The 22,476-nt window shown below is 69.7% G+C and carries 21 protein-coding genes and 2 tRNA genes; 11 read left to right on the forward strand and 12 right to left on the reverse strand.

Translation table 11 applies throughout. The features are described from left to right. Nucleotides 1-2 precede the first annotated feature (2 nt). Nucleotides 3-1,019: a ribosome small subunit-dependent GTPase A gene (gene rsgA, locus ACF08M_RS18590; RefSeq protein WP_392186307.1), complete on the forward strand. Its 1,017-nt coding sequence runs from the start codon at nucleotides 3-5 to the stop codon at nucleotides 1,017-1,019. A 92-nt stretch (nucleotides 1,020-1,111) separates the two neighbouring features. Continuing rightward, nucleotides 1,112-1,435: a multidrug efflux SMR transporter gene (locus ACF08M_RS18595; RefSeq protein ID WP_362200667.1), complete on the forward strand. Its 324-nt coding sequence runs from the start codon at nucleotides 1,112-1,114 to the stop codon at nucleotides 1,433-1,435. A 61-nt stretch (nucleotides 1,436-1,496) separates the two neighbouring features. Here ACF08M_RS18595 and ACF08M_RS18600 read toward each other — a convergent pair whose 3' ends face one another. Beyond that, entirely contained in the window at nucleotides 1,497-2,141 is a 645-nt protein-coding gene (locus tag ACF08M_RS18600) for a TetR/AcrR family transcriptional regulator (protein ID WP_392186308.1), read from the reverse strand. 122 nt (nucleotides 2,142-2,263) lie between these two features. Between ACF08M_RS18600 and hisN the strand changes: the two genes are divergently transcribed. Together hisN and ACF08M_RS18610 are read left to right on the forward strand one after the other, a co-directional pair. Further along, the gene (hisN, locus tag ACF08M_RS18605) at nucleotides 2,264-3,064 is read left to right on the forward strand and encodes a histidinol-phosphatase (RefSeq protein ID WP_392186309.1); all 801 of its coding nucleotides are present in this window, start codon (nucleotides 2,264-2,266) and stop codon (nucleotides 3,062-3,064) included. A gap of 183 nt (nucleotides 3,065-3,247) precedes the next feature. Further along, the gene (locus tag ACF08M_RS18610; protein WP_392186351.1) at nucleotides 3,248-3,652 is read left to right on the forward strand and encodes a cyclic nucleotide-binding/CBS domain-containing protein; all 405 of its coding nucleotides are present in this window, start codon (nucleotides 3,248-3,250) and stop codon (nucleotides 3,650-3,652) included. Nucleotides 3,653-3,723: 71 nt separating this feature from the next. Here the strand turns inward: ACF08M_RS18610 and ACF08M_RS18615 are convergent, their stop codons facing one another. Further along, nucleotides 3,724-5,175 carry a catalase gene (locus ACF08M_RS18615; RefSeq protein WP_392186310.1) on the reverse strand — a complete coding sequence of 484 codons (1,452 nt, stop codon included), beginning with the start codon at nucleotides 5,173-5,175 and terminating at the stop codon, nucleotides 3,724-3,726. Between the two features lie 160 nt (nucleotides 5,176-5,335). Between ACF08M_RS18615 and ACF08M_RS18620 the strand changes: the two genes are divergently transcribed. From ACF08M_RS18620 to ACF08M_RS18635, 4 genes are all read left to right on the forward strand, one after another. After that, nucleotides 5,336-5,755 carry a Fur family transcriptional regulator gene (locus tag ACF08M_RS18620; RefSeq protein WP_392186311.1) on the forward strand — a complete coding sequence of 140 codons (420 nt, stop codon included), beginning with the start codon at nucleotides 5,336-5,338 and terminating at the stop codon, nucleotides 5,753-5,755. A 195-nt stretch (nucleotides 5,756-5,950) separates the two neighbouring features. After that, nucleotides 5,951-6,760: an ABC transporter ATP-binding protein gene (locus ACF08M_RS18625; protein WP_392186312.1), complete on the forward strand. Its 810-nt coding sequence runs from the start codon at nucleotides 5,951-5,953 to the stop codon at nucleotides 6,758-6,760. After that, the gene (locus ACF08M_RS18630) at nucleotides 6,757-7,626 is read left to right on the forward strand and encodes an ABC transporter permease (RefSeq protein WP_392186313.1); all 870 of its coding nucleotides are present in this window, start codon (nucleotides 6,757-6,759) and stop codon (nucleotides 7,624-7,626) included. Before ACF08M_RS18625 ends, ACF08M_RS18630 begins: the two co-directional genes overlap by 4 nt. A 33-nt stretch (nucleotides 7,627-7,659) precedes the next feature. Continuing rightward, a complete protein-coding gene (locus tag ACF08M_RS18635) occupies nucleotides 7,660-8,802 on the forward strand; it encodes an ABC transporter substrate-binding protein (protein ID WP_392186314.1) in 1,143 nt (380 codons plus the stop codon). A 65-nt stretch (nucleotides 8,803-8,867) separates the two neighbouring features. Here ACF08M_RS18635 and ACF08M_RS18640 read toward each other — a convergent pair. The 4 genes from ACF08M_RS18640 to ACF08M_RS18655 form a co-directional block, all read right to left on the reverse strand. Then, nucleotides 8,868-8,941 (reverse strand) — tRNA-Met (locus ACF08M_RS18640). Between the two features lie 200 nt (nucleotides 8,942-9,141). Further along, entirely contained in the window at nucleotides 9,142-11,367 is a 2,226-nt protein-coding gene (locus ACF08M_RS18645) for a tetratricopeptide repeat protein (protein WP_392186315.1), read from the reverse strand. A 213-nt stretch (nucleotides 11,368-11,580) separates the two neighbouring features. Next, a tRNA-Met gene (locus ACF08M_RS18650) sits at nucleotides 11,581-11,654 on the reverse strand. 52 nt (nucleotides 11,655-11,706) lie between these two features. After that, nucleotides 11,707-14,667: a UPF0182 family protein gene (locus tag ACF08M_RS18655; protein WP_392186352.1), complete on the reverse strand. Its 2,961-nt coding sequence runs from the start codon at nucleotides 14,665-14,667 to the stop codon at nucleotides 11,707-11,709. Nucleotides 14,668-14,804: 137 nt separating this feature from the next. Here ACF08M_RS18655 and ACF08M_RS18660 point away from each other — a divergent pair, with 137 nt between their 5' ends. Then, nucleotides 14,805-15,365: a PPA1309 family protein gene (locus tag ACF08M_RS18660; protein WP_392186316.1), complete on the forward strand. Its 561-nt coding sequence runs from the start codon at nucleotides 14,805-14,807 to the stop codon at nucleotides 15,363-15,365. A 30-nt stretch (nucleotides 15,366-15,395) separates the two neighbouring features. Here ACF08M_RS18660 and ACF08M_RS18665 read toward each other — a convergent pair whose 3' ends face one another. The 4 genes from ACF08M_RS18665 to ACF08M_RS18680 form a co-directional block, all read right to left on the reverse strand. After that, nucleotides 15,396-16,484: a PDZ domain-containing protein gene (locus ACF08M_RS18665; protein ID WP_392186317.1), complete on the reverse strand. Its 1,089-nt coding sequence runs from the start codon at nucleotides 16,482-16,484 to the stop codon at nucleotides 15,396-15,398. 144 nt (nucleotides 16,485-16,628) lie between these two features. After that, complete coding sequence (locus tag ACF08M_RS18670) at nucleotides 16,629-16,799, reverse strand: hypothetical protein (protein ID WP_392186318.1); 171 nt, start codon at nucleotides 16,797-16,799, stop codon at nucleotides 16,629-16,631. A 127-nt stretch (nucleotides 16,800-16,926) separates the two neighbouring features. Then, nucleotides 16,927-17,388, reverse strand: a complete 462-nt coding sequence (locus tag ACF08M_RS18675) for a molybdenum cofactor biosynthesis protein MoaE (protein WP_392186319.1) — start codon at nucleotides 17,386-17,388, stop codon at nucleotides 16,927-16,929. Between the two features lie 203 nt (nucleotides 17,389-17,591). After that, nucleotides 17,592-18,734, reverse strand: a complete 1,143-nt coding sequence (locus ACF08M_RS18680; protein ID WP_392186320.1) for an SDR family oxidoreductase — start codon at nucleotides 18,732-18,734, stop codon at nucleotides 17,592-17,594. Nucleotides 18,735-18,926: 192 nt separating this feature from the next. Between ACF08M_RS18680 and ACF08M_RS18685 the strand changes: the two genes are divergently transcribed. Beyond that, a complete protein-coding gene (locus ACF08M_RS18685; protein ID WP_392186321.1) occupies nucleotides 18,927-20,384 on the forward strand; it encodes a zinc-dependent metalloprotease in 1,458 nt (485 codons plus the stop codon). Beyond that, complete coding sequence (locus ACF08M_RS18690; protein ID WP_392186322.1) at nucleotides 20,381-20,929, forward strand: NUDIX hydrolase; 549 nt, start codon at nucleotides 20,381-20,383, stop codon at nucleotides 20,927-20,929. The genes ACF08M_RS18685 and ACF08M_RS18690 overlap by 4 nt, the downstream gene beginning before the upstream one ends. An 89-nt stretch (nucleotides 20,930-21,018) precedes the next feature. Here ACF08M_RS18690 and ACF08M_RS18695 read toward each other — a convergent pair whose 3' ends face one another. After that, nucleotides 21,019-21,774, reverse strand: a complete 756-nt coding sequence (locus tag ACF08M_RS18695; RefSeq protein WP_392186323.1) for an AIM24 family protein — start codon at nucleotides 21,772-21,774, stop codon at nucleotides 21,019-21,021. Between the two features lie 19 nt (nucleotides 21,775-21,793). Continuing rightward, entirely contained in the window at nucleotides 21,794-22,474 is a 681-nt protein-coding gene (locus tag ACF08M_RS18700; RefSeq protein WP_392186324.1) for an AIM24 family protein, read from the reverse strand. Nucleotides 22,475-22,476: the final 2 nt, after the last annotated feature.

The following is a 22,476-nucleotide window of genomic DNA, read 5'->3' on the forward strand; positions in this document are numbered from 1 at the left end:
AGATGCGCCGCTACGGCAAGAACCCCGACGAGGACGACATCCGGTTCCGTCCCAACCCGAAGGGCAACCGGCCTCGTACGCACACCCGCCCCAAGCACGAGGACGCCGAGGACGGCATGGTCCTCACCGTCGACCGGGGCCGCCTCACCTGCCTCGTCGACGGCCGTACGGTCGTGGCGATGAAGGCCCGCGAGCTGGGCCGGAAGGCCGCCGTGGTGGGTGACACCGTCTCCCTCGTCGGCGATCTCTCCGGCGACAAGGACACCCTCGCCCGCATCGTCCGCATCGGTGAGCGCCGCTCGGTGCTGCGCCGGACCGCGGACGACGACGATCCGTTCGAGCGGGTGGTCGTCGCCAACGCCGACCAGCTGGCGATCGTCACCGCACTGGCCGATCCGGAACCCCGCCCGCGAATGATCGACCGCTGTCTCGTCGCCGCGTACGACGGCGGGCTCTCCCCGCTCCTCGTCCTCACCAAGTCCGACCTGGCCTCCCCGGACAAACTGCTGGAGGCGTACACCCCGCTGGGCGTCCCGTTCATCGTCACCAGCCGCGAGGAGCTGGAGAACGGCGACGCGGCCGAACGGGTCCGCGAGCAGCTGAACGACCGGGTCACGGCCTTCGTCGGGCACTCCGGTGTCGGGAAGACGACGCTGGTCAACGCACTTGTGCCGAAGGACCGACGGCGTACGACGGGGGTCGTCAACGCGGTCACCGGGCGTGGCCGGCACACCACCACATCGGCGCTGGCGCTCCCCCTGCCCGACTACCGCGGCTGGGTGATCGACACCCCCGGCGTCCGCTCCTTCGGGCTGAACCACATCGACCCGTCCCGGGTGATCCACGCGTTCTTGGACCTGGAACCCGGCACCGAGGAGTGCCCGCGCGGCTGCACCCACGACAGCCATGAACCGGAATGCGCCCTGGACGCCTGGGTGGCGGACGGCCACGCCGATCCGGCGCGGCTGGACTCGCTGCGGCGGCTGCTCTCCACCCGGGAGCGACGCGAAGGCGACTGATCCGGGCACGTTTGCGATCTGCCGACACCGGTAAGTGCATAATCACATCAAGCGGGGCAAGGCGCGGTCACCTACGTGGGAGGGCACTGACGATGGCGTGGCTGCTGGTCGTGGTCGCGGGAATCCTGGAGACCGGCTTCGCCGTCTGTCTGAAGCTCTCGCACGGGTTCACCCGGCTCTGGCCGACCATCGCGTTCTGCGTCTTCGCCCTCGGCAGCTTCGGTCTGCTGACGCTGTCGCTGAAGAAACTCGACGTGGGACCCGCCTACGCGGTGTGGACCGGCATCGGTGCGGCGGGCACCGCGATCTACGGCATGGTCTTCCTCGACGACGTGGTCTCCACCCTCAAGCTGGTCTCGATCTCCCTGGTGATCGTTGGCGTGATCGGGCTCCAGCTCTCGGGCTCATCGCACTGACCGCCCGGTGCACGGGTGTCCGGGACGGCCGGCCCACCACGCCGCCACGGGCCCGGCCTGCTCAGGCGGAGGCCGGCGTTCCGTCGGCCGGGAGCCGTTCCACCAGCTCGCGCACCAGCGGCGCGGTCTCCCCTTCTCTTCCCGCCCCGGCCTCCCCGGAGGCCGGAACCAGTGCGTAGCTCAGTGCGAGCCGCAGCGCGATCTCGCAGATCGCGGCCAGTATCTCCGGGTCGCGTGGTGGCCGCCCCTCGTCGAGGGCGGCCACCGCGCGTCTGTTGACCTGGCCGAGCAGTTCGGCGGGCGTCGGTGTCCCCGCGTCGGCGCGTCGCTGGGCGGGCACCCGCGACGCGGTCGGCACGGCGGAGTGTGCGGGACGGGGTAACCACTCCCCCCAGCATCCCGTGAGCAACCCCCTGACCAGGGCGTTCGCACGTACGGCACGGACGGTCCAGGCAGCGGTGGCGGCCAGCCTGTCGCCCGTACCGCCCGCTGATGCCAGCGCCCGTTCGACACCGGCCAGATAGCCGTCGGCCGCTCTCCGGACGAGGGCGCGGGCCAGGCCGTCCTTGCTGCCGAACTCGTTGTAGAGGGTCTGCCGGGAGACCCCGGCGGCGGACGCGACATCGACCATGCGCACCGTCGGCCAGGGCAGGGTGGCCAGCGCCGCGAGGGCGGCGTCCAGCAATGCGTCTCGCGCCGTGGGCATCGTCGCCTCCCGCGCCAAGGGCTCTGCGTTCCAGAGTTGACGCGCTCCCGGAGACTGTCAATGGTCCGGACGGCGCGAGGTACCGGTGGCTCTTCTTCACCTGCGGTCGATACTGTGACGGCATGCCCGATTACCACGATGATCTGCGCCTCGCCCATGTGCTGGCGGACGCCGCCGACGCGGCGACGATGGACCGGTTCAAGGCTCTGGACCTCAAGGTCGAGACCAAGCCGGACATGACTCCGGTGAGCGAGGCCGACAAGGCCGCCGAGGAACTGATCCGCGGTCACCTCCATCGGGCGCGCCCGCGCGACGCGATCCTGGGCGAGGAGTTCGGAATCGAGGGCACCGGCCCGCGGCGCTGGGTCGTCGACCCGATCGACGGCACCAAGAACTACGTCCGCGGTGTGCCGGTCTGGGCGACGCTGATCTCGCTGATGGAAGCGGGCGAGGAGGGCTTCCGGCCGGTGGTCGGCGTGGTGTCGGCGCCGGCGCTCAACCGGCGCTGGTGGGCAGCCGAGGGCGCGGGGGCGTTCTCCGGCCGCAGTCTGACCTCCGCGACCCGGCTGCAGGTGTCGAAGGTGGAGCAGATCGCGGACGCCTCGTTCGCGTACGCGTCGCTGAGCGGCTGGGAGGAACAGGGCCGGCTCGACGGGTTCATGGATCTGACCAGGGCCTGCTGGCGCACCCGCGGGTACGGGGACTTCTGGCCGTACATGATGGTCGCCGAGGGATCGGTGGACATCTGCGCGGAGCCGGAGCTCTCGCTCTGGGACATGGCCGCCAACGCGATCATCGTCCAGGAGGCGGGCGGGAAGTTCACCAGCCTGGACGGAGTCTCCGGCCCCGGCGGCGGCAATGCCGCGGCCTCGAACGGACTGCTCCACCACGAACTGCTGGGCTATCTGAACCGGCGCCACTGATCCGAACCGGCGCCACTGATCCGGATCACGCCCCCGAGGGGCGGCGCGCACCACCGCACGCCCCTCGGACGATCCCGTCCCCCCTTGTCCCGGTGCCGCATCGATGCAACTCTGAGAGTCCCCCAGCTTGTGAACTCGTGAATCGACTCATACGGTCGCTTCACGAAGGAGGTGGCTCTCTTCATGCTCGTCCGCGACGCCATGAGCACACTGGTCCTCACCATCGGACCCGCCCATACGCTCCGCGACGCCGCCCGGCTGATGTCGGTCCGGCGTGTGGGGGCCGCAGTCGTCCTCGACCAGGACACCAGCGGGCTCGGCATTCTCACCGAGCGCGACATCCTCGACGCGGTCGGCTCGGGCCGGAATCCCGATGTCGAGACCGCCTCCGCCCACACCACCACCGATGTGGTCTTCGCCGCGCCCACCTGGACCCTGGAAGAGGCCGCGGAGGCCATGACGCACGGCGGGTTCCGCCATCTGATCGTGCTGGACGACCACGGACCCGTCGGGATCGTCTCGGTCCGCGACATCCTGCGCTGCTGGACCCCCGCCAGGCGCCGCCACCGCGCGGAACTCGTCCGCTGAACCCCTGAACGACCGGTGGGCCGGTCCCCTCCGAAGAGGGGCCCGGCCCACCGCCGACGACAGGCGTCCCGTCAGCCGCGCAGGGCCTGGACCGCGGCCTCCAGACGCTTGCCGAAGTCGCCGTCCGCCTGGCGGAAGTTGTTGATCGCGCGCTCGGCGATGTCGTCGCGCGACACCTTGGCGATGAACCCGGCGAGGTTGTCGATCAGCCGGGCCTTCTCGTCCTCGGAGAAGAGCCGGTAGAGGTTCCCGGCCTGCACGAAGTCGTTGTCCTCGGCGTGGCTCGGGGCCTCGTGCGTGCCGATCTCACCCGTGACCGGGGTGGGCTCCCACAGCGGCCGGTCCGTCTGGACCGGTCCGCCGAAGCTGTTCGGCTCGTAGTTCTTCGCACCCTTGTGACGGCCGTCGTACAGATAGCCGTCGCGGCTGTTGGTACGCGCCTCGGTGGCGTGCGGACGGTTCACCGGCAGGTGGTCGGCGTTGATGCCGACGCGGTAGCGGTGGGCGTCGCCGTACGCGAAGAGGCGGCCCTGGAGCATCTTGTCGGGGGACGGACCGATGCCCGGCACGAAGTGCGCGGGGCTGAAGATCGACTGCTCGACCTCGGCGAAGATGTTCTCCGGGTTGCGGTTGAGCTCCAGCTTCCCGATCTCGATCGGCGGGTAGTCCTCGTGCGGCCACACCTTGGTGAGGTCGAACGGGTTGAAGCGGTACGTGGCCGCCTCGGCCGCCGGCATGATCTGGACCTGCACCGTCCACGACGGGAAGTCGCCGCGCTCGATCGCCTCGCGCAGATCGCGCTGGTGGCTGTCCGGGTCCTCACCGGCGAGCGTGTTGGCCTCGGCCTGGGTGAGGTTCTTGATGCCCTGGTCGGTCTTGAAGTGGTACTTGACCCAGAAGACCTCACCGGCCTCGTTGCTCCACTGGTACGTGTGCGAGCCGTACCCGTTCATGTGGCGCAGCGTGGCCGGGATCCCGCGGTCACCGAAGAGCCAGGTCACCTGGTGGGTGGACTCGGGCGACAGACCCCAGAAGTCCCAGACGTTGTCCGCCTCCTGCGAGCCGGTGTACGGGTCGCGCTTCTGGGTGTGGATGAAGTCCGGGAACTTGATGGCGTCCTTGATGAAGAACACCGGGGTGTTGTTGCCGACGAGGTCGTAGTTGCCCTCCTCGGTGTAGAACTTCAGCGCGAAACCGCGGGGGTCGCGCACCGCGTCGGCGGAGCCGAGGTTGCCCGCGACGGTCGAGAAGCGGAGGAACGTCTCGGTCTGCTTGCCGACCCCGGAGAGGAACTTCGCCCGCGTCCACTGCGAGACGTCGCGGGTCAGGGTGAACGTGCCGTACGCACCGGCGCCGCGGGCGTGCACGATGCGCTCCGGAATGCGCTCACGGTTGAAGTGCGCGAGCTTCTCCAGCAACGACTGGTCCTGCACCAGCACCGGACCGCCGACGCCCGCGGTCTGGCTGTTCTGGTTGTCGGCAACCGGCGCGCCGGCCTCCGTGGTGAGCGGTCCCTGCGTCATGTGCGCCTCCTGCGTCGTTCCTGCACATTCATCATGTCCTGCACAGCTTGTCCCTTGGCGTATGCCGATCACGATCCTACAATGGACTTAATCCAAGTCAAGTGAGCATCCAAAGTCACACCCGTTCGGGACCTGGTCCCCCCACTGTTAGGCTTGACTCATGAGCGACCTGCTGGAACGACTTCGCGGACGCGGCTGGCGCATGACGGCCCAGCGGCGCGTCGTGGCCGAGGTCCTCGACGGGGACCACATGCACCTGACGGCGGACGAGGTCCATGCCCGGGCCGTCGCCAAGCTGCCCGAGATCTCCCGCGCCACCGTCTACAACACCCTGGGTGAGATGGTGACGCTCGGCGAGGTCATCGAGGTCTCCACGGATCGCCGGGCCAAGCGGTACGACCCGAACGCACACCGCCCCCACCACCACCTCGTCTGCGCGCACTGCGGCACCATCCGCGACGTACACCCGGCCGGCGACCCGCTCGCGGATCTGCCGCGCGACGAGCGGTTCGGTTTCACGATCTCGGGCGTCGAGGTGACCTACCGCGGCACCTGCCCGAACTGCGCAGCAACGACCTGACTCCTGTCACGGAAGGCCCCGGTGCGAGCATCGCTCGCACCGGGGCCTTCCGCATGAGCACCCGCGGGACATGACGCACACCCCGACCCCGCCGCGCGCACCCCCTTCCCGAATCTGACGGGTCGTCATATCGTCGGCGGCGATCACGTCCGCCCCGCGGCGGATCCGCACCTCGATACGCGCGAGGAGAGACTCGTGGGAGATCCGCACCCGACCCCACCCGAAACCCCGGCCACCAGTCCCAAACTCCGCGCCGACGCGCTCACCCGCTCGTTCGGACGCGGAGCCAAGGCCCTGCCCGCCCTCGGCCCCGTCGATCTCTCCGTCGCGCCGGGCGAGTTCACCTGCCTCGTCGGCCCGTCCGGCTGTGGCAAGTCCACGCTGCTCAGGATCGCCGCCGGGCTGCTCCGCCCCAGCTCCGGCGAGCTGTCCATCCGTACGGCCTCGTCCCGCCCGGCGGCGATGATCTTCCAGGACTACGGGATCTACGACTGGAAAACCGTACTGGCCAACGTCCGCTTCGGCCTCGACATCCAGCGCGTACCGCGCAAGGAGGCCGACGCCAGGGCGCGCGACTGGCTGGCCCGGATGGGGCTCTCGGACTTCGCGGGGGCGTATCCGGCCACTCTCTCCGGCGGGATGCGGCAGCGGGTCGCGATCGCCCGCGCCCTCGCCGTCGAGCCCGAACTGCTGCTGATGGACGAGCCGTTCGCGGCGCTCGACGCCCAGCTGCGCACAATCCTCCAGGACGAGCTGCTCGACCTCACCCAGACCACCCGTACCACCACTGTCTTCATCACCCACAGCCTCGAAGAGGCGATCGTCCTCGGAGACAGGGTGCTGGTGATGTCCGCCAGACCGGGGCGGATCATCGCCGAACGCCGCCCCCCGTTCGGCCGCCCACGCTCCGGCGAGGTCCGGTCGGCGCCCGAGTTCACCGCGCTGAAGAGCGAGCTGTGGGAACTGCTGCGCGGCGAGGTGCGGAGGGAGGCGGTCCCGGTATGAGCGCCCTCGCGCGTGCCACGAAACCCGACGACGGTGTGCTGATCCGCAGGCCGGGCCCGCAGGAGCTTCATCCGGTACGGACCCATCGCAGGCGCCGCGCCCTGGAACTCGCGCTCGCCGTCGCCGTACCGCTGGCGCTGGTGCTGCTCTGGCAGCTGGCCGCCGCACAGTCCTGGATCGACGAGCGGGTCTACCCCGCCCCCTCCACCATCCTGGCGGACGGCTGGGACCGGGCGGGCGCCGGTGAGCTGTGGCCGGATGTGTGGGCCACGCTCAAGCGGGTCCTGGGCGGCTATGCGATCGGCACCGCCGCGGGATACGCGCTCGGGCTGCTGATGGGCTCGCTCCCGCTCGTCCGGGCGGCGCTGGAGCCGTTGCTCGACGCCCTGTACGTCGTACCCAAACTGGCCCTGCTGCCGGTCTTCCTCAACATGTTCGGCCTCGGCGAGGGACCGCAGTTCGCCCTGGTCGCCGCAACCGTCTTCTTCTTCGTCTGGATCTCCACCATGGCTGCCGTGCTCGCCGTCCCGGTCGGGCACCGTGACGCCGGGCAGGTCTTCGGCGCCTCGCCCCGGCAGATGTTCCGGCATGTGCTGCTGCCCGCGTCACTGCCCGCGGTCCTGGTCGGGGCGCGGATCGCAGCGGGGGTGGCCGTGCTGGTCATCGTCGCCTCCGAACAGATCGCGGCCGCCGACGGACTCGGCCATCTGATCTTCGACTCCCGGGCGCTGTTCCGGAACGACGTGATGTTCGTCGGCATCGTGTGTGTGGCGGTTCTCGGTGTCGTCTTCTCCGAAGTGGTGCGGATCGCCGGGCGGCTGCTCACCCCGTGGGCCCCGCGCGACCGCGGCCGCGGCCAGTCCTGAACGGCTCCCCCACGTTCTTCGAACGGAGGCACTGTGCGTACACGTACCCCTTTGACCTGCACCGTCGTACTCATCGCAGCGTCCCTGCTCGGCGCGGCAGGCTGCGCCGGGAAGGACTCCGCCGGCGCCGGCGGTCCCGCCGCACCGCGCACCGTCACACCCGTCGCGGGCTGCGGCACCAGCAGCTGGACCGACCCGGCCGACCTCGCCCCCGACCGGAAACCGGCCCGCTGCGACAAAGAGGCCCCGGCCGCCCGGCCCCTGGCGAAGAAGCGGAAGATCACCGTCGCGACCGGCACCCTGAGCGCGGAGTACGTCGCTCCGCTCCAGGTCGCGGTGGCGAAGGGCGAGTTCGCCGAGGAGGGGCTGGACGTCGAACTGAGGGTGCTGCCCACCCCTGACGCCCTGCCGCTGCTCGCCAAGGGCGATGTGGATGCCCAGTGGGCGGCCCCCGAGGCGGCCGTGATGAACGGCATCAACGGCGGTTTCGACATCAAGTGGGTGGCCGGGAACTTCTCCCCCGACCCCACCTCCAAGAGCGGCCTGTGGGTGCGCCTCAAGGACGGCGAGAGCGCCGATCACGTCGATATGGCGGGCCGCAGGATGGGCACGATGATCGGCAAGGGCTCGGTCATCGCGTATCCGATGGACACCTCCCTGAAGAAACACGGCGGCGGCCTCGACAAGATCGGCTTCCAGCAGCTCGGTTCCGCGGACGTGCTGACCGCACTGGAGAACGGTGGCGTGGACTCCGCCTGGCTGCTCGACCCGGTCTGGCGGAAGGTGGACGGCGACAGGAAGTACGCGTTCCTGGGTGGCCAGCCGACCGGCGAACCGCTCGGCGGTCTGCTCTTCGGCCCGACGCTGCTGAACAAGGACCCGGACGCGGGCGTCGCCTTCCTCCGGGCCTACATCCGGACCGTGAACACCTATTTCGCCGACGACTACAAGTCCGACCCCGCGTTCGTCGCCGAACTGGCGAAGCTGCTGAAGACCGACGCGGCCACACTGCGGTCGACTCCGTCGCTGCGGATGGACTGGGAGATCCGGAAGGGCACGACGGACCGGCTGCAGAAGGCGTACACGGACGCGGACGTCTCGAAGGGCGACCCGGTACCGGAGGCGAAGGCGGTCGACCGGGCGCTGTACGCGGAGGCGGTGGGCCACGCCCTCTGATGCGCACGCACGGATATACGTCGAAGGCCCGGATCCTGGAGAGGATCCGGGCCTTCGACTTCCAGTAGCGGGGACAGGATTTGAACCTGCGACCTCTGGGTTATGAGCCCAGCGAGCTACCGAGCTGCTCCACCCCGCGTCGTTGTGTTCCCCACCGTACGTCACCGCTCCGGACCAGCGCAAATCGGTTCCGGTGCGGGACGGGGCGAGGCGGGACGGAACGGGGCGAGGGCCGGCGCGGGACGGGACGGGGTCCGGGGCGGGATCCGGGGCGGGACGGGAGGGGGGCCGCTGCTTTCGCGCGCACCGCTCGCGGCCTCGCCGCCCGGCCTCGCGGCCCTACGCGGTGAGCTCCTGGTGCAGCGCCTCGCGCAACCGGGCGGCGCGCTCAGCCACCTCCGCCGGTCCCAACTCGACCGCCCGCGCACACCAGCGCTGCCCCTCGGCGAGCTCGCCGCGGCGGGCGGCCAGCAGGGCCAGGCGCAGGGCCGCCCTCCCGTGCCCGTCGTTGGCCGCACGGCTCCACCACAGCGCGGCCTCCCGCTCGCTGCCCTCACGGGCGAGCAGCAGCCCGAGGTTGAAGGCGCCGTTGCAGCTGCCCGCCTCGGCGGCCTCGCGGTACCAGCGGGCAGCACTGTCCACGTCGCCACGGGCGGCCGCGAGCATGCCGACCCGCACCTGGGCGCGGCGGTGCCCCTGCTCGGCGGCCCGCTCGTACCACTCCTCGCACTCGGTCTTCTCCGGCATCGGCTCGCCGAGCGCGGGAGGGCCGGGCGGCGGCTGCCGCGCGTCCAGCACTCCGGCCAGCCGGAAGGCCGCCTCGGCACTGCCACCGCCCGCGGCGCAGCGCAGATGACGCTCGGCCTCCTGCTCCTCACCGCGATGCAGCAGGGCCATGCCGACCTGGAGCGCGGCCTCGGTGTGACCGGCGGCCGCGGCACGCTCGTACCAGACCAGCGCCATACGGTCCTCGTCGCGTCCGGCGTACAGGATGCCGAGGTTGAAGGCCGCGTCCACGCTGCCCGCCTCGGCGGCCTTGGAGAACCAGGGCTCGGCACCGGTCGGGTCGCCCGCCTGGAGCAGGAGCACGGCCAGCGCGTTGGCGGCCTCGCGGTGGCCCGCGTACGCGGCACGGCGGTACCACTGCTCGGCCTGGTGCGTGCGGTCCTGAGCCGTGCAGAGCAGGGCCAGGTTGTAGGCGCCGTTGACATCGCCCGCGTCCATGGCGGCGCGGTACCAGCGCTCGGCGGTCTGCTGCTCGCCACGGGCGGCGTGCAGGGCGCCCAGGGCATTGGCCGCGTTCCCGTCTCCCTCCTGGGCGGCGCGCAGCCACCACACGGCGGCGCTCTCCTCGTCGCCTGCGTCACGGAGCAGGAAGCCGAGCGCGCAGGCGGCCCGCGCCTCACCGGCCTTCGCGGAGATGAGGTACCAGCGGCCGGCCTCCTTGGGCTCGCCGCGCTGTTCGAGAATGGCGCCGAGTTGCAGGGCGGCACGCCCGTGACCGCGTGCGGCGGCCTGCCGGTACCACTGCTCGGCCTCGCCCACGCGCCCGGTCGTCGGGCCCGCCACGGGGCCGTCGGTCCTGCGCCCCGCGAACCGGCCGGTGGCGCCCGCCCGATCGGCGGCCGCCCCGGATCCGGAACGGGGGTCGGGCCCGGGCCCGGGGCCCAGCCCGGGACGGCCGAAGGCATCGTGCGGGTCGTCGGCGGCGCTGCGGTCCAGCATGCGCGCGAGGCGGTACGCGGCCTCCCGGTGCCCCTGCTCGGCGGCGGCGCGCAGCCAGCGCTCGGCGCCTACGTCACTGCGGTGTTCCAGCAGGTCGGCAAGGGCGTACGCCCCCAGCGCGTGCCCCTGCTCGGCGGACTGCCTCAGCCAGTACTCGGCACCGGGCTCATCGCCGCGCTCCCGGTAGTGACGGCCGAGGGCGTGCGCGGCGGCGGCGGAACCCGCGACGGCCGCGATACGCCACCAGCCGGCCGCGTCGTCGATGTATCCGCGCTGATACAGGAGGACACCCAGGTTGTTGGCCGCGGCCCGGTCGCCGTCCGCGGTGGCCGCACGCAGGTAGGGTTCGGCCCCGTCCAGATCACCTCGGCGCAGCAGCAGGGCTCCGAGGACGCTCATCGACGTGGTGTCCCCGGCGTCGGCGGCGCGGCGGTGGCGCTCCTCGCTCTCGGCGCTCTCCGGGCTCTCTCGGGCCTCCTGGGTCTCCTGGGCCCCTTGGGCCATGGAGCCCTCCGCAGCCTCAATGGCCTCGGCACTCCCGGTGGCCCCGGCACTCTCCGCGCCCTCGGCGCTCTCCGCACTCTCGACGGTCGCGGCACACCCCGCAGTCTCGGCAGTCTTGGTCGTCCCAATGATCCCAGAGGTTGCAGTAACCCCAGAGGTTGCAGTGATCCCAGCGATCTCGGCGATCCCAGCGGCCTCATCGCTCTCAGCAGTCTTGTTGCTCTCCGCAGCAGCTCCACCAAAAGCCGCATTCATCACGCTATCCGGCCGATGAACGCGGCGCTGCACAAACCGCCCTGTCTTCAACAGAGTTGCCCTGTCCCCCATAAATACCATCGTCGCACCACCCGCAACCCGCGTACAGCTCGTATATCGCGGCCAGTGAGGTCACTTCAGCGTTTTGTCGACATGCCCACAGAGAGATAAGTCAAACACGTCCAGGGTCAACTCGTGCCCCAGGAACCGCCCTCCACACACACCGCACACGAATGTCGCCACGACACGACGAAGGCCCGGATCCTGGAAAGGATCCGGGCCTTCGTCTTTCAGTAGCGGGGACAGGATTTGAACCTGCGACCTCTGGGTTATGAGCCCAGCGAGCTACCGAGCTGCTCCACCCCGCGCCGTTGTGTGGAAACCGTACCACGACGCGGAGTGAAGCCTTTACCGAGTTACTCAGCCACCCTTACTGGATTCAGGCTTTTTGTCCGAATGACCCGAATTGCCAGAACTATTTGCACTGTTCGCGACGTCGGCACTGTTCGCACTGCCCGACTTGGGCTGGGCGGCTGCCGCGCGCTGCAGTGCGTCCTGCAGATCCGCCTGGGCCTTCCCGTAGGCGCTCCAGTCCTGCTTCTTCAGGGCCGCCTCGCCTTCCGCGTAGGCCTTCTGCGCGTCCGCGATCGCCTTCTTCAGCGCCGCTTCACCGGTGGCCGGCGGCTGCGTGGTGTTGCCCGGTGGCCGGGTGGTCTCGTCCGGCGGCTGCGTGGTGCCGGATTCCGTCACCCCGAAGACCGCGTTGAGCGCCTCCCCGAGACTGTTCTCGAAGACGGTCTTCGACCCGTACGAAGCGGCGACCTTGCGCAGCAGCGGGTAGTTCTGCGTGCCACCGCGCGTGTACACCGGCTCGATGTAGAGGAAGCCTCCTTCGAGCGGCACGGTCAGCAGGTTGCCGTACTCGATGTCGGAGTCGGTTCCCTTCAGGTTTCTCACGAACTCGGCGACATCGTCGTTGCCGTTGAGCTCGCTCTGTACCTGGCCGGGGCCCTTCACCGTGCTGGTGACTCTCAGCAGCCGTATCGTGCCGTAGTCCTTGCTGGCCGCATCGGCGTCCACCGCCATGAACGCCCCGAGGTCGGGCCGCCCCTTCGGGGTGAAGGTCGTCGTCAGCGAGAACTTCTGAGCCGTCTGGTCCGGCATCTTTATGCTCAGGTAGTACGGCGGGACGGCACCGGACTCCTTGTTGGTCGGGTCGTCCGGGACCTGCCACGCGTCACTGCCGCTGTAGAACTGGGCGGGGTTGGTGACGTGGTAGCGGGTGAGCAGTTCCCGCTGCACCTTGAACAGGTCCTGCGGGTACCGCAGATGGTCCCTGAGCTCCTGCGGGATGTCCGCCTTGGGCAGCACGGTCCCCGGGAACGCCTTGCTCCAGGTCTTGAGGACGGCGTCCTCGGTGTCCCACTCGTAGAGCTTGACCTTGCCGTCGTAGGCGTCGACGGTGGCCTTCACCGAGTTGCGGATGTAGTTGACCTGGTTCTGCTGGGCGACGACCGCGCGCTGGTTGGTGGTCAGCGAGTCGGCCGTGGTGTCGCCGAGGGTCGTACGCGAGGCGTACGGGTAGCCGTTGGTGGTGGTGTACGCGTCGACGACCCACTGGATACGGCCGTTCACCACGGCCGGGTAGGCGTCGCCGTCGATGGTCAGCCACGGGGCGACCGCCTCGACGCGCTCCTTGGGCGTGCGGTTGTAGAGAATCCGCGAGCCGTCGCCGATGGCCCCCGAGTAGAGGATCTGCGGCTCGCTGAACGCCACCGCGTACGCGGCGCGGTTGAAGGCGTTGGAGAGACTGACCCCGCTGTCGCCCTGGTAGCTGGTGGTCTTCTCGCCGTCCTCCTCGTAGTCGAGCTCCTTCTGGGGCCCGCCGACGATGGAGTACTGCTCGGTCTTCTCGCCGTAGTAGATCTGCTGCTCGTACTTGCCGAGCTCACCCGAGGTCGGCAGACCGGACTCGGTGAAGTCCGGGGAACCCTTCGGGTTCTTGCCGGTCGTCGTGCCCCGGGCCGCGATGGCGCCGTAGCCGTGGGTGTAGGTGAAGTGGTCGTTGATCCAGTTGCGCTTGGGGATGCCGTCGAGGTTGAGCTCGCGCAGACCGATGACCGTGTCCTGGTCCTTGCCTGCGGCGTCCTTGTAACGGTCCACATCCAGCGTCTTGGGGAACTGGTAGTAGTTCCTCTTCTGCTGGAGCTGTTGGAAGGCCGGTGAGACGACGTTGGGGTCCATCACCCGGTAACTGGCGGCATCGTCCGCGCTCGCGCGCAGCTTGGCGTCGTCGTTCGTCGTGCTCTTGCCCGAGTAGTCGTCGACCCGCGCGCTGTCGATGTCGTACGCGTCACGCGTCGCTTCGATGTTCTTCCGGATGAACGGCGCTTCCTTGGCCTGCTCGTTCGGCTGGACCTGGAACTTCTGCACGATCGCCGGGTACAGCCCGCCGATCAGGATCGCCGAGAGCACCATCAGACCGAAGCCGATCATCGGGAGCTGCCAGGTCCGGCGCCAGAGCGTCGCGAAGAAGAGCACGGCGCAGATCGCGGCGATGCAGAAAAGGATGGTCTTCGCCGGAAGGTAGGCGTTGGCATCGACGTAGCGCAGGCCCGTCCAGTTGTCCGTGGCCTTGAAGTCGCTGGACTTCACGGCCAGGCCGTAACGGTCGAGCCAGTACGCCACGGCCTTCAGCGAGACGAAGACACCGAGCAGCACCGACAGGTGGCCGGTGGCCGCGCCGGTCGCCCGCGCGCCGGGGCTGGTGATGCGGAACCCGCCGTACAGATAGTGGGTCAGCGCGGCGGCGATCAGCGAGAGCACCGTGGCCGCGAAGCCGAAGCCCAGCAGGAAGCGGTACCAGGGGAGATCGAAGGAGTAGAAGGAGACGTCCAGATGGAACTGGGGGTCCTTCTGCCCGAACGCCACGCCGTTCACATACATCAGCCAGGTACGCCACTGGCCGGAGGCGGATGCTCCGGCGATCAGTCCGACGAGCGCGGTAATCGCGAGCAGCACCCACTTCTTGTGCGGCGCGAGGCTCATCCGGTAGCGGTCCAGGCTCTGCTGTTCCAGGGACATCGCGCTCAGCGGCGGCCGGAGCCGGTACGCGAGCCAGATGTTCAGGCCGACGGCGAACGCCATCAGCAGCCCGAAGACGAGGAACAGCCCGATCTTGGTCCACAGGGTGGTGGTGAAGACGGACGAATACGCGACCGACCGGTACCAGAGCCAGTCCGTCCAGAACCCGGCGAACATGACGAACGCCATGGCGAGAACCGCCAGGACGCCAAGTGTCATGAGCAGGGTACGGGCGCGCCGGGACGGGCGGCCGACTCTGATCCGTGGCCCGGTCGGGCCTCCGCCGCGGTCCGGCATCTGGAAAGCCAACGTGCGCACCTCGAAGTTCGCGGGTCGTGTGGAGCGGGCCCAGCGATCGTAGGGCCCATCTATGCAACTTACTGAGGCTTTACCTAGTTCCCGTTCCCGGGGCGGAAGGAGGCAGGATATTGGCCATGCCCAACGTTTCCCCCTCAGGCCCTCCGATGGCCGCAAGCCCCCTCACCGTCGCCGTGCTCGAAATCGACGAGTACATCTCCGGCCTCGGCTGGGACCAGCCGGCCCGGCTCTTCGCCCTCGTCGACACCGCCCGGCTGCGGGCCCAGGAGCCCGGCCTCGCCGCCCAGCTCGGTCTCGACAGCTCCGACTCCCCGACCACCTCACTCACCCCCATCGAGCAGGAGGAGCTTCCGGCCGGCACCGCTCTGGACGAGTTCCTGGCCACGATCGCCTGGCCCGACGCGGTGATCGGATGCGCGATGACGGTGGAACGGCTGATGCTGCCGCCGTCCGCCGAGGCCTCCGTACCGGAGGGACTCAGCGATGCCCAGCTGACCAAGTGGGTCGCCAAGCACCCGGAGCGCCAGGAGGTGCGGATGACCGTGGCCGTCCTCAGGGACGGTACGCGCGAGTCGGCCGTACGGCTCCGCGAGAAGGACTCGCCGAGCGAGGTGCGGACCGGCTCCGGCCTGGTGCCCGGACTGGCCGACGCGCTGGCCGCGACCTTCGAGGTCTGATCCGCCGCGTCCCCGCCGGGGGGGGCGCGGTCAGCCCGCCGAGCAGCTCGGCAGGCCGGCCGTGTCCCCTGCCCTGATCTTCTCCAGCGACTTCTTCGCGTCGTCGATCGTCCGCACCTTCACCAGCGTGAGTCCGCTCGGGGTGTCGGAGGCGGCGGCCTTGCAGTTGTCGTCCGGTGTCAGGAAGTACCGGGCGCCGGCATCGCGCGCGCCGACCAGCTTCATGTTGATGCCGCCGATCGGGCCGACCTTCCCCTTGTCGTCGATCGTGCCGGTGCCGGCGACGAACTTCCCGCCGGTGAGGTCGGCGGGCGTCAGCTTGTCGATGATGCCCAGGGAGAACATCAGACCGGCGCTCGGGCCGCCGACGTCGGCCAGCTTGATGTCGATCCGGAACGGGAACGTGTGATCCGTCCCGGCCTGGATACCGACGATCGCGCGGTTCTCCTGGGGGGCCTTCGCGGTTTTGATGGTGATCTTCCGGCTGCCCTCGGGCTCCTTGCCGGCCTTCTCGGCCAGCTGCGCCGTCTTGGCCGGGATGATGGTGAACGTGACGTCCTCGCCGGGCTTGTGGCGGGTGACGAGTTTCGCGACGTCCTCGGGCTGCTTCACCGGGCTGCTGTCGACCTGCTTGATCACATCGCCGGCGTGCAGCTTGCCCTGGGCGGGGCTGTCCTTGATCACCGTGGAGACCACGACGCGTGAGGACACCGGGATGCCCAGCTCGGTCAGGGCGGCGACCTTGGCGCTCTCCTGGGACTGACTGAACTCCTCGGCGTTCTCCTGCGTCGACTGCTGCTCCGTCTTGCCGCCGGGGTACAGCGTGTCGTGCGGCACGACCACGCTGTCGTGGGCCAGCCAGCCGTACACGGCCTCGGCCAGGTTCATCCGGTAGTCGGCGCCGGTCACCCTGACCGTCGTCATATTGAGATTGCCGGACGTCGGGTACGTCTTGTGCCCGGAAATCTGCAGCACCGGTTCGCCGTCGACCTTGCCGAGAGTGTTCACGGTCGGCCCGGGAGACATCTCCGAATACGGCACTTTGATCAGCACGCCTGCGCAGAGCAGCGCGATGAGGATCAGCGTGGAGGCGAGCATCGTCGCGGTGCGGCGTGGCATGGAACGACAGTACGGGAAGGGTCTGTGAGTGCACCGTCGGGGCCGGGCCGTACGGGGCGGGCGGCCGGGCCCGGCGCTGTGCCGGAGGGCGTCGGCCTTCGGGGTCGCGATGCGGATTGGCGACTGCGTACGTTCGCTGAAAGGTCAGGCGACATCGGAACCGGAATGCGACTTCTCCATCGCCTCACGGAACCGGGCATACTCGGCGAGCTCTGAAACATCACCGGCCGCGCCATTACGGGTGGCCCAGCTTCCCCATATCGCAGCGCCGAGCGCAGCGAAAAGCGGAATCAACAACCAGGCGAGTACTGCCATTACGACCTCCCTACCCCATGAGCGACCGCACTGACCGATCAGCAGATTAACCATCTGCAGGACCAACGCTCACGGCAGGGGTGCAGTTACGCAAATCGGGGCGGACCACCACCCGATCGGCTTGCGCTCAGCAGGCCCCGACCCACTCCTCGGTGCCGTCCGAAAAACGCTGGTGCTTCCAGATCGGAACCTCGCGCTTGAGGTCGTCGATCAGCTTGCGGCATGCCTCGAACGCCTCCGCCCGGTGCGGGCAGGAGACGGCGACGACAACGGCGAGGTCGCCCACTTGGAGGTCACCCACTCGGTGGACGGCAGCCAGCCCCCGGACCGGGAAATCCGCGACGACCTTCTCGGCCACCCGGCGCAATTCGTCCTGCGCCGAGGGGTGGCACGAGTATCCGAGCGCGCCGACGTCCTGACCGCCGTCGTGGTTGCGCACAGTGCCGACGAAGAGCGCCGTGCCGCCCGCTGCCTCGTCTCCGACGGCCCGGAAGACCTCGTCGACCGACAGCGGCGTCTCGCGGATCGCCAGCAGCCGGATGGGGTCGGTCGCCGCCCGCTCGCCGGGGTGGTTGTGAGTGGGAGCCATGGGGCCCATGGTGCCGTACGGCGCCGACGTCGAGAAATAGCGTTTCTCACCGGCGGTCCGCGGCCGGCCTCGGAGCCTTCTGCAGCCGTCCCGCGGGACCTCCCGACAGTGCGGCGAGGTTGGGGCCTCCCCTGCTCGGGCGCAACCGAGAACTCGGGGAAGCAGCCGTCGTCGCGCGCCCGCCAGGGACTACCGGACAGCCCTCAGATGCGGCGGCGGGCCTTGCGGGCGCGGCGGACCAGGGCGGCGGTGCCGAGCAGCGCCACGGTCGCACCGGCGGCACCTGCCGCGGTGGCGTCCTTGCGGCCGAGGCGGCGTCCGGCGACGGTGTGCCGGCCCTCCACCTCCTCGAGGAGCGCGGCGAGCACCTCCTCGTTCGTCCAGCCGGGACGCCAGCCCACGTCGTGCAGCCGGCTCACGCTGACCACCCAGGGGTGCATCGTGTACGCCAGATCGCCGGCCGGGGACGGGGTGAGGCCGATCCGGTGCAGCCGGGCGGCGGCGCCGAGGGCCACGGCGGAGGGCAGCTCCATCCGGCGGACGCCGCTGAGCTCCTCGACCTCCTCCTGCTCCAGCCAGCCGTCGCAGCCGACCGCGAACTCGCCGTCGATCTTCTCCAGCGCCGCGTACTCCAGGGCCGTGACCAGGTCGTCGACATGGCAGAACTGCCAGGTGGGGCGGGATCCGGCGACGACCAGGAGGCGCGGCGACTCGAAGTAGCGGGTCAGCGCGGTGTCCGTGCCGCCGACCAGGACGGTCGGCCGTACCACGGTCACATTGAGTCCGGGGTGGGCGCGGGGCGCGCGACGGCCGAGCCGTTCGATCTCCAGGAGGTCGCCGACGCCGGTCGCCTCGGCGGTGGCACGCAGCTCGGCGTCCTCGGCGAGCGGGATGTCGTTGTCGGGCAGCGCCCCGTAGACCATCGCCGAGGTGCACAGCACCACCCGGTGGACCCCCGCGGCCGCGGCCGCGGTCAGCACGGTCTGGGTGCCGCGCACGTTGTAGGCGGTGCGGGCGGCGGGGTCGGTCTCCAGGTCGAGATCGAGTGCCAGATGCACGACGACATCCGCGCCGCGCAGCTTCTCCGCGATGGCGGGGTCCCGGACGTCGAGGATGTGCCAGGTCGCCTCGGAGACCTCTCCCCGGCGTTCATCGATGGCGATGACCTGCTTGATCTCCTCGGATGCGGCGAGGCGTGCGGTGAGCAGCTCACCGATGCCCCTCGCGGCTCCGGTGATCGCGACGACGGGGCCACGGCTTCTGGAGCGGCTTTTTGCGGACTTGTTCTCGGTCGAGGGGTCGGACAGGTTTCGCGCTGCGCGAACCTGAGGATCTGGGGAACTCACCGGGCGTCTCCAGCGGTTGTCTTCAGTACGTACCCGAATGACGCGTACGTACCAGGTGGCGTCCATCCTGCCGCAGGCCGGGAGCCGGCGGAGCACTGAGGCCCCGAGCGGGCTTTTGGTGTCTACGCTGGATGGTGATGTCGGGCAGTCGCCGTCGGTTCGAGCCGGCGGCCCTACGAGCCGAGGAAACCCGTGAGTGACACCCCATTCGGATTCGGCCTTCCGCCGGAGGAGCCGGAAAACGGCGACGAGGGCAAGAAGAAGGACCCCACCGGAGGTGGGCAGGGTTCGGGCGGGCCTGCGAACCCGTTCGGCTTCGGGCCGGGCGCGGGCGGGGACAACCCGTTCGCGGCGATGTTCGGCACGATGAACCCCAACGACCTGGGTGCGGCCTTCCAGCAGCTCGGCCAGATGCTGAGCTATGAGGGCGGTCCCGTCAACTGGGACATGGCCAAGCAGATCGCACGCCAGACGGTCTCGCAGGGCACGCCGGACGGCACCAAGGACGCGAGCGTCGGCCCGTCCGAGCGGTCCGCGGTCGACGAGGCGCTGCGGCTGGCCGACCTCTGGCTGGACGGCGTGACCTCGCTGCCCTCCGGTTCGGTCTCGACCGTGGCGTGGAGCCGTGCGGAGTGGGTCGAGGCGTCCCTGCCCGCCTGGCAGAAGCTGGTCGACCCGGTGGCCGAGCGGGTCGGTCTGGCCATGGGCGATGTGCTGCCCGAGGAGATGCAGGCGATGGCGGGTCCGCTGATCGGCATGATGCGGTCGATGGGCGGCGCGATGTTCGGCCAGCAGATCGGGCAGGCCGTCGGTGTGCTGGCCGGTGAGGTGGTCGGCTCGACCGACATCGGGCTGCCGCTGGGCCCGGCGGGCAAGGCCGCGCTCCTTCCGCTGAACGTCGAGAGGTTCGGCAAGGACCTCAGCGTGCCGCAGGAGGAGGTACGGCTGTATCTCGCCCTGCGCGAGGCCGCCCACCAGCGGCTCTTCGCCCACGTTCCGTGGCTGCGCTCGCATCTGTTCGGTGCCGTCGAGGGGTATGCGCGCGGCATCAAGGTCGACACCAGCAAGCTGGAGGACGTGGTCGGTCAGTTCGACCCGTCGCAGCCCGAGCAGTTGCAGGACGCCCTTCAGCAGGGCATGTTCCAGCCGGAGGACACCCCGGAGCAGAAGGCCGCCCTGGCCCGGCTGGAGACGGCGCTCGCACTGGTCGAGGGCTGGGTGGACGCGGTGGTGCACGAGGCCGCGAAGTCCCGTCTGACCTCGGCCGACGCGCTGCGCGAGACCATGCGCAGGCGCCGTGCCTCCGGTGGTCCGGCCGAGCAGACGTTCGCCACGCTCATCGGTCTCCAGCTGCGTCCCCGGCGGCTGCGTGACGCCTCGCGCCTGTGGGCGTCGCTCACGGACGCCCGCGGTCTCGACGGCCGCGACGCCCTGTGGGAGCACCCCGACATGCTGCCGACCGCCCAGGACCTGGACGATCCGGACGGCTTTGTGCACCACGAGCAGCTGGACTTCTCCGAGCTGGACAAGATGCTCGGCGAGGCCGCGAAGGGTCCGCGGAAGCCCGAGGCCGGAGCGGACGACGCGGGCTCCGGAGGAACCGGAGAAACCGACCGGAAGAGCGACGGCAAGGGCGACACCGACCAGTGAGCCTGTACGACGACGCCGTTCTCGTACTGAAGGGGTACGAGAACCCGGTGGACCCGGCCCAGGAGGAGCTGCGCCAGGTCTATCTGGATCATCTGGCCCGGCATTCCGAGGGCATGTGGAAGGCCTGCGAGGCCGGACATCTGACGGCCAGCGCACTGGTCATCGATCCGGAGCGCGGCCGGGTCCTGCTCACCCTGCACCGCAAGCTGCGGATGTGGCTGCAGATGGGCGGCCACTGCGAACCGCAGGACGGCACGCTGGCCGCCGCGGCCCTGCGTGAGGCCACCGAGGAGTCCGGCATCAGCGGTCTGACCCTGCTCGCGGGCGGACCGGTGACGCTGGACCGCCACCGGATCCCCGCGCCCTGCCACTGGCATCTGGATGTGCAGTACGCAGCGCTGGCCCCGTCGGGTGCGACGGAGCAGATCAGCGACGAATCGCTGGACCTGCGTTGGTTCGCGTACGACGAGGTCGCGGCGGTGGCCGACACCTCGGTCGTACGGCTGATGACGCGCGCCCGCGCCGCACTGGAGCAGCGCCGGTAGGACGGACATACGGCACGGGTCACACGGGTGAGGGGCGGTCCCTGGGGGACCGCCCCTCACCCGTGTGACCCGTGCCGGTGCTCGGCCGCTCAGTTCCAGGCGTTGTTCTGGTTCTGGCCGTGGGCGCCGTGCTGGCCCATGCCGTACTGGGCCCGGACGCCCTGGCCGATCTCGTGGCCCTGCGGGGGCAGCACCTCGCTCGGCTGGACCAGGGCGAAGCCCTGGCCGAGGAAGCTGAGCTCCCAGCCCTCGCCGGTGTTGCCACTCCGCCGCCAGATGCCCGAGGAGTGCGTCTGGGCCTGCATCTGCACGCGCAGCGAGCTGGACCAGGCGACGATCGCGTCGGCGTCGACGTTGACGTACTTGTCCGGCGTGACCTGCATCATCAGCGGCCGGCCCGAGGTCATCAGGGCGACCTTGCCCGTGCCGGAGATGTTGAGCTGGTACTTGCCGGTGCCGGAGATGCCGTACTGGCTGTCCACCGCGATGACCTCAGTGTGCAGCGAGGAGTCGAGGGCCAGGACGTAGGCGCTGTCCACCGTGATGCCGTCGTGGTCGACGTCCACGACATGGATGTACTGAGCGAGGTTGGCGAGGTAGACGGTGCCCTGCCCGGAGCAGCGCATCAGCTCCAGTCCCTCGCCGGTGCTCGCGCGGGCGCGGGACTGCCCGTGCGACTGGTACTCGCCGTCGAACTCCATCAGCCCCTGGTAGGCGACCATGGCGCCCTTGCGGGCGAGGACATCGTCCCGGCCGGTCAGTGAGACCCGCAGGAGCTGTGGGTTCTGGACGGTGTACCGGTCCTGGGACTGCTGTTCCGTGTAGCTGAAAAGCGAACTCTGCATGGTGTGTTCTCCCTCCCCCTCAGTTCCGGATCCGCAGGCGGTCGGTACTGTCCTCGCTCGGCTGTACGACGACGATGCCCTCGCCGGAGAAAGCCATCTGGTACGCCTCGCCGCTGCCCCGCCCGATGAGGGAGGAGGCCTTGAAGCTGCGCTTGCCCTTCACCTTGAGGTTCGGGGACCACGCCACGAGGGCGTCCGGGTCGACGTAGGTCTCGTCCTCGCCGCGTCCGCAGTCGACGACGATCGGTGTGCCGCGCGAGGTGATGGCGACCCAGCCGGTGCCCGAGATGCAGACGTTCCACAGTCCTTGACCGGCGAACTTGGCGAGGCCCTTGACCCGCTCCACGCCCCAGGTGAGATGGCTGTCGAAGGCGAGGACGTTGGTGCCGTTGACCGAGAGGGAGTCGTTGTTGAGGTTGACGACGACCACATCGGCGCCGTAGTCCGCGAGGTAGAGCAGTCCGTCGCCGGAGCACTTCATGACCGGTGCACTCTCGCCGGTGATCCACTGGGAGGCGATCTGGCGGACGGCCGGCGGGTTGGGTTCGTACTGGATGAAACCCTCGTACGCGACCATCGAGCCGGTGCGTGCGTAGAGGTCCTGGCCGGTGGCCATGGCGACCTTGAGCATCGTATGGCCGTGGTTCTCCATACGGGCTGTGACAGGGGTCGGGGCGTAGCCCGCGAGTTGCTGGTTCATGA

It is taken from the genome of Streptomyces sp. NPDC015032 (assembly GCF_043080425.1).
Taxonomy (GTDB): domain Bacteria; phylum Actinomycetota; class Actinomycetes; order Streptomycetales; family Streptomycetaceae; genus Streptomyces.

What these genes read in the sequence shown, in the direction of transcription:
- ACF08M_RS18595 (WP_362200667.1), top strand. Translation starts at nt 1,112, where the DNA reads ATGGCGTGGCTGCTGGTCGTGGTCGCGGGAATCCTGGAGACCGGCTTC.
- ACF08M_RS18700 (WP_392186324.1), bottom strand. Translation starts at nt 22,474, where the DNA reads ATGAACCAGCAACTCGCGGGCTACGCCCCGACCCCTGTCACAGCCCGT.
- ACF08M_RS18615 (WP_392186310.1), bottom strand. Translation starts at nt 5,175, where the DNA reads ATGACGCAGGGACCGCTCACCACGGAGGCCGGCGCGCCGGTTGCCGAC.
- ACF08M_RS18675 (WP_392186319.1), bottom strand. Translation starts at nt 17,388, where the DNA reads ATGGCTCCCACTCACAACCACCCCGGCGAGCGGGCGGCGACCGACCCC.
- ACF08M_RS18630 (WP_392186313.1), top strand. Translation starts at nt 6,757, where the DNA reads ATGAGCGCCCTCGCGCGTGCCACGAAACCCGACGACGGTGTGCTGATC.
- ACF08M_RS18620 (WP_392186311.1), top strand. Translation starts at nt 5,336, where the DNA reads ATGAGCGACCTGCTGGAACGACTTCGCGGACGCGGCTGGCGCATGACG.
- ACF08M_RS18695 (WP_392186323.1), bottom strand. Translation starts at nt 21,774, where the DNA reads ATGCAGAGTTCGCTTTTCAGCTACACGGAACAGCAGTCCCAGGACCGG.
- ACF08M_RS18610 (WP_392186351.1), top strand. Translation starts at nt 3,248, where the DNA reads ATGCTCGTCCGCGACGCCATGAGCACACTGGTCCTCACCATCGGACCC.
- ACF08M_RS18655 (WP_392186352.1), bottom strand. Translation starts at nt 14,667, where the DNA reads ATGCCGGACCGCGGCGGAGGCCCGACCGGGCCACGGATCAGAGTCGGC.
- ACF08M_RS18660 (WP_392186316.1), top strand. Translation starts at nt 14,805, where the DNA reads ATGCCCAACGTTTCCCCCTCAGGCCCTCCGATGGCCGCAAGCCCCCTC.
- ACF08M_RS18600 (WP_392186308.1), bottom strand. Translation starts at nt 2,141, where the DNA reads ATGCCCACGGCGCGAGACGCATTGCTGGACGCCGCCCTCGCGGCGCTG.
- ACF08M_RS18670 (WP_392186318.1), bottom strand. Translation starts at nt 16,799, where the DNA reads ATGGCAGTACTCGCCTGGTTGTTGATTCCGCTTTTCGCTGCGCTCGGC.
- rsgA (WP_392186307.1), top strand. Translation starts at nt 3, where the DNA reads ATGCGCCGCTACGGCAAGAACCCCGACGAGGACGACATCCGGTTCCGT.
- ACF08M_RS18665 (WP_392186317.1), bottom strand. Translation starts at nt 16,484, where the DNA reads ATGCCACGCCGCACCGCGACGATGCTCGCCTCCACGCTGATCCTCATC.
- hisN (WP_392186309.1), top strand. Translation starts at nt 2,264, where the DNA reads ATGCCCGATTACCACGATGATCTGCGCCTCGCCCATGTGCTGGCGGAC.
- ACF08M_RS18645 (WP_392186315.1), bottom strand. Translation starts at nt 11,367, where the DNA reads ATGGTATTTATGGGGGACAGGGCAACTCTGTTGAAGACAGGGCGGTTT.